Source organism: Neobacillus drentensis (assembly GCF_036965645.1).
Classification (GTDB): Bacteria; Bacillota; Bacilli; order Bacillales; family Cytobacillaceae; genus Neobacillus; species Neobacillus drentensis_D.
The window spans coordinates 25,107-38,268 of the sequence record NZ_JBALPZ010000023.1 but is presented as its reverse complement, the minus strand read 5'-3'; the positions used below and the strand labels follow the sequence as shown (position 1 = coordinate 38,268).

The window sequence follows — 13,162 nt, the reverse complement described above, 5'->3', positions numbered from 1 at the left end:
GTAGGACGTTGCCAGGCACGGAAAAGGACAGCTAAATGTAGCTGCCCTTTTTTGTTTTTGGCTGTGTTAAATTATGATGTTGATTTCCGCTCCAGTCCATACGCCGCTAAACGGACGCTTCCGCTTTGGAAAATAAAATAGTAAAGGACTATAACTTTGTTAACCGTCTAGCTCCAGCGTCCAGCGGCTAGTGGACTTCGCTCTTCTCCCTACGATAAGTCAACATCGGATCGCTGGCGCTCTCCGTGTTTCCTTTATCTCAGTCGAAGCGCTCCAGTCCATACGCCGCTAAACGGACGCTTCCGCTTTTGCGTGAAATTCATACCCATTTTCAATATATTTTTTATAATACTTTTCTCCATTGCGGTAGAACATAAGGTCTTTTAGGGTGAAGCCGCCCATGAGGGTGAGCTTCTCAATCCCTTTTGATTTCTTTTCATGGGCACAGCCGACCTTCCATTGCATCCCTAAATCTTTGTCCATTGCAAATCGCATGAATTGACTGTTAAAATCTCCAAAGTAGTACTTCTCTTCATAACGGTTCGCTTGGGTGTAGTTAAACACCTCCATGTGGATGGACGAACTTTCGTCCAATCGAAGATATAATTTTTTAAACAATTCCTCTTTCGAGAGAATCTCCCTGTTTTCATAATCGGTCATTACATTGGCTCTTGCCAGCAATTCATCTTCAAAAGTTCGGTGGAATTCCTCGTGGGTTAATATCTCCCGGTCGCATACAACCAACAACCGCTCCAAAAGGACTTCAGGTTGATCGTCTTCCAAATAATCATAGAGGTTTTTAAAAAAACGTTCATTCAAAAAGAAATGGGGCCCTCGTTTTTCCTTTAACTTTTCTGTAATCAGCTGATTCACTCTTGAGTAATATTGCGCAATATTCTTGTCTAAATCATCATCGGAATCAAACAAACTATCCGCGGCGGTCTTTTTCAGGAAGGTATCTACCTTGTTCATCAGCCTGATCTTAGGCTGCAATGAGAGGTGCAGTCCCTTTAGGACCGACCGGTATTGATTTAAAATCGCCAGTTTCACTTTAAGCCTTAACAGCTCGTATTTGGTCCCATATACTTCATCGAAAAAGTATTCTACGAAACTAGTCAGGTTTTTCTTGCTCGAAAAAGGCAGATAGCTTTTTTTAAAATCACAATGTTCCACGATTTGCTGATATGTTAGCTCCAGATGTTCTTTAAGCTTTACCTGTTCTTGCTTTGTCTCTTGTAAAATATGATTAATGGCATTCATAACGTTTGAATCAGAGTGAGCGTTGTCCGCTGTCCAGCTAAAAGCGCAAAAGATGCCGTACTGTTCATGATTGATTACATTTTCATAAAAACACCATTCAATTTGCTCCCTTAGGTCTAAAACCTTTAAAAACTCCTCTACGGGTTCTTCGAAGTTCTGGTAAAAGAACGTTTCCGTAACACCTTGGTAAAGGAACTCTTCTGTTTCGTTCAGTGACAGTTTTCTCACGGTCCGATAGGAATTGCTGACCCTTATTAAATCAAGCATGTCATATAACCGGTCCGCTGGAGGAAGGAAGTGCTCATAATATTTTTGAAAAGAAGACTCAGATAAATCGAAGAGCTCAAGGATTTTCTCTTTAGGTTGTTTGCTTTGTCTTTTTAGGATTTCTAAAAACTCTTGGAAAAATTGACTTGCAACGTAAAGAACAATGGCTTTATTGGGCCTTGTCACCTTAGCAAATCCGGCTGAGGCATAAACAGGATCCTTTACATTCCCCTTCATCGCCCGCTTAAAGGATTGGTGGGAATAACTATTCATTTTTTCAGGATGCTCGGTCCAAATTTTGCGATTCTTCAACAGGTTTAGATGACTGATTAGTTCATAGTTTTGTTGAACGGCTTCGTCCCCAAACAGGCCATTTTCATTTTTATCGCTTAATAAATAGGCCATGTCAAAGAGCGGGGATGGGGGATGGCAAACAGGCAATCTTAAATGGTCCTCGGTAAGCTGTAGGTCCTTTTCAAAGTAATAGTCATTCTTTTGATAATCATCTAGCTCTTTTAGGAAGCTGATTCCAAGTGAAGTGGTGAAGGCAAAGTTTTCACCGTCCTGTTTTTCCATTAACAGCCCATATAAATCCACCTCCACAATTCGGAACGATTCTTGCAGAATGCTTTTTAGAAGAAGGGTGAATTCTTGAATCAGGATATTTGCCGGATCATGAATGGCCGTTACCACGCAAAGGTTTACTTTCTGGAGCGAAGAAAAGGCCCTTCCATATTCGGCTAGCTTAGATGTAAGCTTCCGAAAAGTTTTATTCAGTTCAATCAGCATTGTGTCATCGTGGTTAAAAGCCGCTGCCAGCTCTGTTCGTTGTGATTGGCGATCGAACCCATTATTCGCCAGCTGTATGGAAAACAAATTATCTGCTAGGATGGTTTCTGTTTGATAGGCATGAAAGTATATGACTCCGTTACTGTTATGCCATTTTTCCTTATTCATCTTTTTGATAGCTAATAAGGCATCTTTAACGAGGTCGCCCAAAAATAAAAAGACAATCGGATAGTTGACACTGCGCTGTAGATTCTCGGATTGACTGATTTTCTCGAGTTTGATGGAGAAGGAATCGGCATATTTTTGTAATAGATCTCGCACAAGTATATCCCTCCTTGAAAAACATGAAATGAGGCAGGCCACATACAGCGAATGCGTGTGGCCTTTCAAATATAATTTGAGAATTGTCTAGCTCCAGCGCCTAGGGGCTCGGGGTCATAAGCCAATCCGTCAAGAAGGCTAAAGAGCAGCCTTCTCGCCGGCTCGTCTTATGCCTGTCGCCCCTAGGAAAAAATGAACTACTTTTTTCCCTGGTCAAGGCGCTTCCGCTTTTCTTATGATTTTAGCTGTCTAAGCATCTCTTGCACCTTGATCATCATCTCTTTATAAAAGCTGTATACAACCTCGCCATTAACCAAATCCTTGTATTCATAATCAAGGGCTGCCTTTTCCTTTTGATAGGTGTCTGCCATTTGTTCTAAGGCGAAGATTAACTGTGCCGCACTTTCTTGTTGAATTAACTCATGGCTCTTCTGCTCCGATTTTTTTTCAAGCTGGGCTTTTTGCTTTGGCGTTAGTGCCTTAACTGCTTGAAAAATTTCATAGTCGACGAATTTCGTGCTCTTCATTAGATTAACCAATGGCTCCCACGCATCTTCTTCCAATCCATGATCATAAACGTAAAGGGCCCCTCGTTTTTTTATCGTATGGGTGTAAATGGCCTGAATATACAAGTTTGTAAGTCTCTCATTCTCTTTTTGTAAGGTGATGAACTGTTCTATTTCCGTCATCATTTCCTGAATAAATTGGTATTTTCGAACCTCTAGTTTCAATTTTTCAATCAACTTAGGCGAACGAATAACATTTTCTTTTGCCATTTCTAAGTTGGTGCTACCGAAAATATCACAGCTGCCATCAGGATCCATGCCTCCAGCGGACCATTCTTTCAACTGCCTGAGCACTTGATTTAAGTTGCCAAGACTGGCCTTATCAAGCTTATTTAGGTCAATCTCATACTTGGCGAAAAATGCTCGTCTGTTTAACTCTTTTGTAAAATGGCACCGGTATTTGGCACTGGTATTCCGTTCGTCCTCTTTCACCGTGATACAGCCGAATTCCAACGCTTGATCAAATAAATCCCGTACTCCGGCATTGTATTCTTTCACCCGAAGGTTTTGGTACGTATCTCCCCAGGAATTTTCAGGGATGGGTGAGGGGAGGTAGAGCCAGTTTTCCTTCTCTGTCTGCACCAGGTGGCGGCCCACTCCCTCTTTTTCTAAGATCGTCTTTTCATAGGATGCCTCGTAAATTTTTAAAGGCGAGTAAGCAAATAGGGGAATTCCGTTTTTCGTATTTAACCAGAAAATCCGATTTCTTAGCTCGCTTTCTTTAATGGTGAAGCGGGAATGGCTTAACGAGTGCTTTTCAAAATTTTTAATCCCGTTATAAATATTGGGAGCTTTTACTGGCACGCTCACAAAACCCCATTGCGGGAAGTGGAGCTGGCCGTTGCTATTGGCAAGGTGGAACACTGGCAAGGCGTCGCGGTCCAATCGGGCAGCGATCTTTTCTTCAATAATTTTATCGATTGGCTTATCCTCGCCGTACTTCAGACGCAGGAAGTCTTCCATCGATTTCGTGATTAAATCACCGAACTGTTCGGTGAGAAACTCGGACACGGTGCCAACCACATCGACATCTTGTTCTTTGATCCAATAGGCTGATTTTTCAAGGAGCATTTCCGACCATTTCTGTAGCAGCAATTCGCCATCCTTCGAATCAAACATCCGCTGAATCTCTGGGGAGGTATCAGGGATACTGACTAAATGCCAATAATAGGTGAGGGGGGCATCCTGATTGATCTCCTCTTTTTCTATTAAAATACCGGCATTTTTTTCAAAGATATTTTTCAAGGTTAGTAAGATTTCTTGATAGACTTCATATATTTTGTTGTTCTGGTTGTAAAGAAGCTGGTACAGCTCCTCATAAAATTCAATCATTTCTTCGAGTCTTGCCTTTTCTGCCCGAGCAGAGAATTCGTTTAATTTTGCTTCGATATAGGCATTCTTCTTGCGGTCTTTGGAGAGGAATGCACTCCTTGCCTCCTCGAGCTTGTTATAAGCGTAATCTTGTTCCGATTGAATGGCTCGCGGCAGGTGTTCCAATCGGTCGCGCAATCGCTCCATATATACCTTTAAAGTTTTTAACAGACAGAAACTGTCATTGGAGTAGATTAACCTGGATGCATAGATGGGACCCTTTTCTGGACTAAGAAAGATCCGCTCCATTTGGCGCCGGAACTCCTCGAGGCTCTCACCTGGCAGCTGCTTTTTGCCTTTCCGGTATTGTTCTTTCGCCTTTACTAAATATTCTCTCTCCAGCTCTTCGTCAAGATTAATCACGGCTGATTTTATGACGTTGTTATAGGAAAAACGTTCACTGTGCTCGAACCCTGAGAGGGGCTCTGGTACACGCTCGTTGAACCGCTGCGAAATGGAGTCTGGGTCAATACGGAGTTTCTCCGCAAACCTCTCCACATCTGTTTGGTCCGGTTCCGCCTCAAACATCTTCTTCATTTTTTCAAATAGTTTAAAGCCAATATAAGTAGTCATTTCTTCAACTGGAATTTCTGCCATTGAGGCACCGATAATATTGTATTGGTAGTTGGCGGCATAGGGCTTTGGCATTTGGGCGATATTGGTGCGGATATTGCTGATATAGTCATGGATGGCAAATTCCTCGCTGGATTTCTTATCCTCATTGGCCATGAAGTTGGTAATATTTTCAGCGGTGACATTCATGCAGTAATCATAGGCATTTTCAAGCCATTTCCCTTCCAGATTCGTTCCTGAGATGAAATGGCAAAGATTAAACGGCGGCATCGGGGAGTTGACGTCTAAGATGCTGCCATATTGCATTTTGAAACGTTCATTTCGTTCATCGCAATTCATCCAGTAATCGAGTTCTTTTAGGGCAGCATAGCCATTTTTCTCGATATACTCGACCGTATGGGAGCTTAAGCCGCGTTTGGACAGATTCACATCCGGCATGAACAGATACCCAAGCATGCTGACTTTGTCGATCCCGGTCGGGCCAAATTTGCGTTCCATGATCCCGCGCGTGATGTAGGCAATATCAAGGAAACATCCGCTTCCTGTGCCTCCGGATAAACCGGTCAAAATGAAAACATATAGCCGTTTATTTGTTCCTTCGAGGACCGACTCGATTTTTCGTTCCATCGTTTGGACCACTTGGTTGATTTTTGTAAACAGCAGAAGCCGCCCGGCCTGGCGGACACCGGAGGCACCGCTGATTCCATCTGTGATTGATAATTCCGGTGACAGCCATTCCTTGATGCACGGCTCGAGTGTGCTGCGGTTTTGGAGCAGGCCGCCGATCTCAGGGTTAGAGAGGAGGACGAACTCCTTGTTTGGATCAAGACCAATTCCTTTGTATGTTTTGTAGCGGTCGTATTCATTGGTTTCAAAGGCCAGGAACTCAATGTTGTTTGGTTTTTCCTTCTTTTTCTTCGATAAAGGATCCTGAGGCAGCTTAAAGCGGCGGTTCACCTGGTATTTAAGTCTGAGCAAGGCATCAATCCCTGTTCCGCCAAGACCGATGACAAGCATGGGATTCTCGATCGTATCGACACGGATCTTCTCCGAAATAATCCCACCGCCTAAAGAAACATCCAACTGCTGAATATGCTCTCTTACACTAGCTTTCATCATTATTCCTCCCTCGGTGTTAGAAACGGTGCCTGTCACCTTATGAAATATACTCAATGTAGATAGATTTATTTACTTTTTTGGGTATGATACGCAGGCGGTCGTTGCGTTTGATCGTGAGGCCTTTTTGGGCATTAATTGCCCGGCCGTTTTTTTCTATGGTGCAATTAGAGTGATTGATAAGTAATAAAGAGTCATAGGCGAGTGGTTTGAATATGAGTTTCTCGGTTTCCGCAAACTCCGGTGCCAGGGATAAAAGTTGATGGAGACGGAATTTCCCCTTAAAGGCTTTCAACTTTTTATATTGCGGGCTGATCCGTTCACCGGATTCTTCATCCTTGACTTCAATGACAATCTGTCCGCTGAACCTGCGGTTTCTGCTCTTTAATTTGGACCAGAGCAGGGAAACGAGCCCGGCGAGTAATAGGATACCCGCGGCAGCCCCGCCGATTGGAAGCCAGGGGAGTGATTTGCCTTCATCATCCAACACGTTGCTCGGTTTCTCGTTTACAGGGACAGCGGGTGCTGTTTTCAACGTGATTTTCTGTGGAATCGTCTGACGGAAAAAGCTGCTGTCTTCTGCTTTAACCATCACTTCATAAGCAGAAGCACTGCCAAGCTTAAACGTACCGGAAAATCCACTTTTTCCAGGTTCTAACGAAAACTCCTCTGTTTTTCCCTTATCGAGATCCCTGACAAACAGGGTACCTTTCATCGAGTGATAAAAAGATTGATCCTTAAGGACCGTGCTGTCGTCCTTAAAGAAGGCACGAACTTGAACCGTATCACCAGCTTTATAGCTCTCCTTGGCAAGAGCCGCCAATTTCAACTGTAAATCATAGTTGAAGATAAGATTGATATCAATTTTATCCTGTGGGACGCCCTTGACCTTCAATGTCCAATCCCCTTGAACGGGCTTCAGCAGTTTGACCATCGAATAGGTTCTTGATTTCGTTAGCACGACCTGATCAGATGGAATCTTCACCACTTTTCCCGAAGGGTTAATCAGTTGAATCTCAACAGGCTGATCAGACATAAGGGAGATATTTGCTTCCCGAACGTTTTCATTTGGCACGGTAATCTTGATATCCTGATAAGCGCCATTACCGATTAGTTGTGAAACTGGGACAATCTTTAACTTAAAATGCCGAGCGAAGATTTCACTCAGGATCTTAGGAAGCTGTTCTGCTGAAGTGGCCTCAAAAAATTTCCCATTCGTGCGGTTCGCCACATTCGTTAGTACTTCCTTATTGAGCTTACCATCCGCGTTTAAGCCAATCGTATAAATGGGATAGCCCTTTGCCTTTGCTTGACTGACCGCTGTTTGGAGCGCTTGATCCGCCTGAGAAATCGTTTTGGACTTCCGCGGATTCAGTTCGTTATTTCCGTCCGCAAGCAGGACAATCAACGGGGTGAAATTCTTTTCGCGGCTGGTTTCCAGCATTCTTACAGCCTCAGAAACGCCGGTGGATAAGTCTGTGTAGCTGTATTTCTCAAGTGAATCGATGAACGACTTCAACTCTTTTTTATCTTGTTCCGAGCTGATTTTGACGAGCGCCTTTTCACGCATCACCGCGTCCGAGTAGGCAACGACCCCGATTTTATCACCTTCGAGCGATGACATATCGATAAACATCTTCATAGCTTCCTTACTGACATTATTCGGATCGCTGTCTTTCATGGAATTACTGACGTCCACAACAAGCATTCCTTCCATTCCTGAGGTGGAATGTAACGGACTTGCCGCGCGTACATTAAGATAACGAATGCTGCAGAAAATAACCGCCAGTATGATGAAACTACTAATTGTCTTTCTAAACATGTGGTGCCACCTCCATTAGCAGTATCTATCTCTAAAAATTGAACAACCTCCAAGCCCATCCCAATTGTTGTCATTATATTCCCAAGCTGTACTCCCTAGAATGATAAAGTTGGCCGTTTAGAAAGATGTCTCATAGAGAAGTGCCCAGGCTTACGATTGGAAGGGGTATCACTATGACCCGAATTTTAAGAGCTTCTTAGTTAACGAGAAGGTCAGCAGTCACGAATAAAAAAGGCCGTATGGGTTTCCCCATTCGGCCCTTTGATTTATTTTTCCTTTTCTTTTTCTAGACTGGAAAGCGGAATAAATTCATTAAATATCCCAAGCGTCGTCATCTTTCCCATCCCGACATCTGAAAAGTCCGTCTTGTAGACGGAAAAAACGACATAATCGGATTTCGTTGTTCCGGCATCAAAGATAGATTTTCCAGCAATCGAGAGAATCCCTCTTTTTAGCAGATTTGCCGACTGATCCATTGCTTTATTGTTCACCCAGTCAATATATTCCGACCGTCCTGGATTTGTCGCAGACAATACATAGATAATGACAACCAATAGAATCAAAGAAACAAAGCGTCTCATTTCATAACCTCCCATCTCCAGTAATGGACCTGCAGCTTGTACAATCTTATGTACGGCAAACCTAAAAAATCACCAAGTACCGATAATAATGGAAACAACATAATAATGATATTTGTCTGCCGATATGATAAATTATTACTATTATTATCTATTAATAGATTAGGTAAACGTGCAACATCGGAATACATAAAACGGTATAAAAAATCATTTTTTAGGGAGACAAAATAAGTGAATAGAACCTGGAAGTGGCTCATTGGCTGTTTGCTATTCCTTCTATTATTAAATGGATTCGGAATAGTGGCCGTAACCATCTTAAAATAAGCAATAAGGCAGGGAATGACGCGGATGACAACAAACTTAACCAAACCGATTTCAATTAAGTTACTCTTTGCCATGCTGATTGTAACGATAGGAGCTGAAGTCCTCCTATATTTAACCCGGTTCAGCTATTTGGCGGGCACCCTTTATGATGCGATGATGGTAGCTTCCTTTTTTGTCGGTTTAAAACTGCACCGGCGGATTAGCAGCTCAGCAAAGACACCAATAACTAAACGGCAGCATGTCCTAAAATTTACGGGGGCCTTTTTAGTCTTCTTCCTTGGAAGCACTATCATAAATATCTATTCATCCAACGCTTTCAATGATTTTAACGATGATTATGATCAATACGTTCAAACATATACCGACATGCAGATGGATGCTGTTGAACAGAAACCAACAACACCTGATTCAGAGACAAAGGCAGAACCCGTTTCCAGCTTTTTTGAAAAAGTAGATGCCATTGGCGCAGATTTATATACGGACGCCCTTGCTGGATTAGAGGAGGTCTGGCGCCTGGCCTATATCATCCTTCTGCTGGTTGTATGTAAAAAGCTATTCCCAAAGAGATGGGCAAGCGGGAAAAGAGATTTATTTCTGATGTCGGCCTTATTTCTCACCTCGATCCTATTTGGGATTGACCACACATTAGATTCCGTAGAGCCATGGGGAGTAAAAATCGGAGCGATCGTAACTTTCTCGAATATGGGCTTATTATTTGGATTGATCTTATTATGGACGCGGAGCCTTTGGGTGACCGTCCTTGTTCACTCCCTATACGATATTACGGCAACATTCTCGTGGTACTATCTTGATTATGCGGTTGATTTAATGGCTTGGGCCGTATTAATGGTCCATGTGATTCTCATCATCCTAGAAAAATTAAATCAAAAACACGCGCTGCACCAGCTGGAATCAGGGGAAGGGATGCAGGCGTCCGAATAGGAAAAGAGGTTCTGCTTACTTTAAAGCGGAACCTCTTTTAATAGGTATAGATTTTAGAGTGCACCCAATAATGAATGGTCCCATCCTTGAATGTCTCGTATTTAAACTTTTCTCGCTTAAGCGCACTTCGCAAACTATCAAATGCCAGTTCTTCGCGAACGTGAAGTTCAATCATATTTTGGTTGAATGGGACTGAATTCCTATTCTTTCCGGCAGCGATTTCAATCAGAACCTCTTGCTGCTGCTCCATGACATGAAGCAAATCAAGTTTATGGTCCTGGAAGCGAGCGGGTGAATCTAACACAGAAAGTTTTTTCCATAATTCAATTTGTTTCATTTGGGCATCCTGGTAATTCATCGTCTGACCATTAAGAGCCTCATTGAGAAGTTTTTCACTTTGCCGATATAAATGCTGCTCTTTCACCAAATAAGTAACTGTTTCCGATCTTTGAGGGTGAAGAAGATACAAAACAACCAATAAAAAGATTAGCAGGATTCCGATGAGAGGAAGGACCTTTTTTTTATAGGAGTAAGGTTGTGAAGCATGGACTTCAGGCTGGGACCTATGGTAGAGTCTTCCCGCCGCTTGCAATTCTTCCAGCTCTTGTTTCACTTTTTGTTGGGCAGGAGTGAGCATCCTTTCAAGCCCCCAGTAGAATAGAATAGATAAAGACTATTACTATCCTACTATAAAAAGCTATAAAAAATCCATTTATTATCCAAATTTATAGATAATTATTCACGATTCACTCCAATGCTGTCATCCCTTGAGTGCTTTTGGTCCGTGAATTAGTGTGCCTGTTTGTTAGCAGGCCGTTTTGATTCAAAGGTCCACTTTTTATTTAAGACGAAGTTGATTCCCATTCCTAGTGCAGTAGCCGCCAATTGGGATAAATACGGATTGAATCCCCAGTGATGAACAAATAAGAAAAGGCATAATGTATTGAAACCAAGCGCCACTAAATTGACAATGACAAATTTAGCAAAAACAGATAAATGGTTCTCTTTATTTTTAAACACCCACTTCTTATTCCAATAATAGCTATTGACTAACCCAATTAGATAAGAAAGGATATTAGCTAGGATGTAATGCATGCCTAATTTTACAAACAACATATAGAAGCCGATCGAAATAAGCGTATTGACGACCCCAACGAGGCCGAACTTTAGTAACTTTTCCATTTTGACCCTTCAATCCTTTTAAGATGATTACCTCCATCTTAATGATATGTGAAAAGAAATGCAAAAAACTAGGAATAGCCATATCCATATCCTTAAATTTTGCATACATATACAGGAAAGGAGTGGATATGTATGAACATTATTCAACGATTTATCCCTGCATCGAATACAGACACGCGTCCGGGTATCAAAATGGTCCCTAAATACATTACCATCCATGAAACAGATAATCCAAGCCCAGGTGCAGATGCAGAAGCACATGCTAGATTACAGGAACGGGGGAATGATCGTTCGGCTTCCTGGCATCTGCAAATTGATGACCATCAAGCAATCCAATCCATCCCGTTTAATGAGGTCGCATGGGCAGCGGGAGATGGAAGAAGCGGTATAGGGAATACTTCATCTATTCATATTGAAATATGTGTAAATAGTGATGGGGATTTTAACAAGGCAGTTCGAAATACAGCGGAAGTCACGAAACAATTGATGAGCACTTATAAAATTCCCCTCGCCAATGTTGTCCAGCACAACCGTTGGAGCGGGAAGAACTGCCCAAGAAACCTAAGGAGCGGCGATAAAGGTGTTACCTGGAATGACTTTATCAACATGTTGAAAAGCGGCGGTGTTCAAACCACTCAAGCTGTCCAAACGGTTCCGGCAGGTCCAGTTGAACCAGTGTTTATTAAAAATCATACCGTCATCCAAAGGGTACGTGCTTTAGTGAGGACGGATATTCGTAGAGCACCTAGTCATGCCGCCGAGTTTGTTCGTGATGCCATGCCAGGGGAAGAATTTAATGTTTTCGCACGTGAAGGTGATTGGCATAATGTAGGGAGAGATAACTGGATTGATGGAAATGGAGGCAGGAACCTTTATTGGATTGATAATCATGCATCCGATACACAAGATGCATCTAGAAGCATCCCGTATCCGGGCCATATCATTCGTCGTGGTTCAAAAGGGGACGAAGTAAAGATGATTCAACGTGCTTTGGGAGTCACACCTGTTGGATCATTCGGTCCAAAAACAGAAGACGCTGTTAAATCTTTTCAACAACGCCATGGGTTAACGGCAGATGGAATCGTCGGACCTAAAACCTGGGAAGCAATGTTCTGATCGTGTATTTAAAAATAGTCTATTAAAAGTTCAATTTTTATCAAAATTGGACTTTTTATTTTTACATCAAGTTTATAAAAAGTATTAGACAGATATGATGAGAGTATTTTCTTTTTTAGCCTATTTGGTGTATATTATTAGGCGTGCCGGAGTGATATTTTACAAAAAATATTTGATAAGCTACACTTAATTGAACCGATCATATATTGAATCTACCACTATTTCATATAGATAATGAATAATGATTTAACTTCTAAAATGTCAAAATATAATGTAAAGGAGTTGAACACTATTATTAATCCAGATGTTTCGGTTATTATCCCTGTTTATAATGGTGCAGGTACAATCGAACAAGCAATAGGTTCTTGTCTTTCCCAAACGTATTCGAATTTCGAAATTATCATAATTGATAATGGATCAACAGATAATACTAAGGATATCGTTCATTCTTTTAAATCGGGAAAAATCAAATATTATTATACCGATGTAAAAGGAAGATCAAATGCTAGAAATTTAGGAATAGAAAAAGCTGCTGGCAAATGGATTCAATTTTTAGATGCGGATGATTTGCTGGATGAAAATAAATTAACTAAAGCAATGGAAATTTTAAAATCTGATGGACCATGGGAAGCTGTACAATGTGCAACTGAATATATAAAGGATAATCAAGTTATTAATATCTTCAAACCGTATTCTAACAAAGATGTGTATGACAATTTATTGTTAGGGAATACGATCCCAATCAATTCTATGGTATTGAGTAAACGTAAGTGCAAAACATTTCCTTTGGGCATGGAGCATTGTGAAGATTGGGTATTTTGGATTGAAAGTTTAGCTGACTGTGACATATTCTTCGATGATCATTACTGTGGAGCGAAGGTAATGATTCATGAAGGTAACACCATGAAGAATATCCAAAAAATGAAATTTTATGA

At 41.6% G+C, this 13,162-nt stretch carries 9 protein-coding genes; 3 read left to right on the top strand and 6 right to left on the bottom strand.

Translation table 11 applies throughout. From position 1 onward, the window contains the following. Positions 1-288: 288 nt before the first annotated feature. The 4 genes from V7266_RS04475 to V7266_RS04460 all read right to left on the bottom strand — a co-directional run bounded on the left by V7266_RS04475 (position 289) and on the right by V7266_RS04460 (position 8,666). Entirely contained in the window at positions 289-2,637 is a 2,349-nt protein-coding gene (locus V7266_RS04475) for a hypothetical protein (RefSeq protein ID WP_335466162.1), read from the bottom strand. Between the two features lie 233 nt (positions 2,638-2,870). Continuing rightward, on the bottom strand, positions 2,871-6,263 hold the full coding sequence (locus V7266_RS04470) for a tubulin-like doman-containing protein (RefSeq protein ID WP_335466161.1): 3,393 nt from the start codon (positions 6,261-6,263) through the stop codon (positions 2,871-2,873). Positions 6,264-6,303: 40 nt separating this feature from the next. Then, complete coding sequence (locus V7266_RS04465) at positions 6,304-8,085, bottom strand: vWA domain-containing protein (protein ID WP_335466159.1); 1,782 nt, start codon at positions 8,083-8,085, stop codon at positions 6,304-6,306. 266 nt (positions 8,086-8,351) lie between these two features. Then, complete coding sequence (locus tag V7266_RS04460) at positions 8,352-8,666, bottom strand: DUF4359 domain-containing protein (protein WP_335466158.1); 315 nt, start codon at positions 8,664-8,666, stop codon at positions 8,352-8,354. Between the two features lie 345 nt (positions 8,667-9,011). On the opposite strand from V7266_RS04460, the gene V7266_RS04455 reads away from it, so the two are divergent. After that, positions 9,012-9,929, top strand: coding sequence for a CPBP family intramembrane glutamic endopeptidase (locus V7266_RS04455; protein ID WP_335466157.1), 918 nt, complete (start codon positions 9,012-9,014; stop codon positions 9,927-9,929). Positions 9,930-9,966: 37 nt separating this feature from the next. Here V7266_RS04455 and V7266_RS04450 read toward each other — a convergent pair whose 3' ends face one another. Together V7266_RS04450 and V7266_RS04445 are read right to left on the bottom strand one after the other, a co-directional pair. Beyond that, complete coding sequence (locus V7266_RS04450; protein WP_335466155.1) at positions 9,967-10,566, bottom strand: hypothetical protein; 600 nt, start codon at positions 10,564-10,566, stop codon at positions 9,967-9,969. Positions 10,567-10,718: 152 nt separating this feature from the next. Next, a complete protein-coding gene (locus tag V7266_RS04445; protein ID WP_335466154.1) occupies positions 10,719-11,111 on the bottom strand; it encodes a GtrA family protein in 393 nt (130 codons plus the stop codon). A gap of 132 nt (positions 11,112-11,243) precedes the next feature. Between V7266_RS04445 and V7266_RS04440 the strand changes: the two genes are divergently transcribed. Together V7266_RS04440 and V7266_RS04435 are read left to right on the top strand one after the other, a co-directional pair. After that, positions 11,244-12,227 carry an N-acetylmuramoyl-L-alanine amidase gene (locus V7266_RS04440; RefSeq protein ID WP_335466153.1) on the top strand — a complete coding sequence of 328 codons (984 nt, stop codon included), beginning with the start codon at positions 11,244-11,246 and terminating at the stop codon, positions 12,225-12,227. 234 nt (positions 12,228-12,461) lie between these two features. Then, on the top strand, positions 12,462-13,162 hold a 701-nt coding region (locus tag V7266_RS04435; protein WP_335466152.1), incomplete at its 3' end, for a glycosyltransferase family 2 protein.

Bases quoted from the DNA above. Each gene is read 5' to 3' on its own strand.
- V7266_RS04470 (WP_335466161.1), bottom strand. From the start codon at position 6,263: ATGAAAGCTAGTGTAAGAGAGCATATTCAGCAGTTGGATGTTTCTTTA.
- V7266_RS04465 (WP_335466159.1), bottom strand. From the start codon at position 8,085: ATGTTTAGAAAGACAATTAGTAGTTTCATCATACTGGCGGTTATTTTC.
- V7266_RS04460 (WP_335466158.1), bottom strand. From the start codon at position 8,666: ATGAGACGCTTTGTTTCTTTGATTCTATTGGTTGTCATTATCTATGTA.
- V7266_RS04455 (WP_335466157.1), top strand. From the start codon at position 9,012: ATGACAACAAACTTAACCAAACCGATTTCAATTAAGTTACTCTTTGCC.
- V7266_RS04450 (WP_335466155.1), bottom strand. From the start codon at position 10,566: ATGCTCACTCCTGCCCAACAAAAAGTGAAACAAGAGCTGGAAGAATTG.
- V7266_RS04445 (WP_335466154.1), bottom strand. From the start codon at position 11,111: ATGGAAAAGTTACTAAAGTTCGGCCTCGTTGGGGTCGTCAATACGCTT.
- V7266_RS04440 (WP_335466153.1), top strand. From the start codon at position 11,244: ATGAACATTATTCAACGATTTATCCCTGCATCGAATACAGACACGCGT.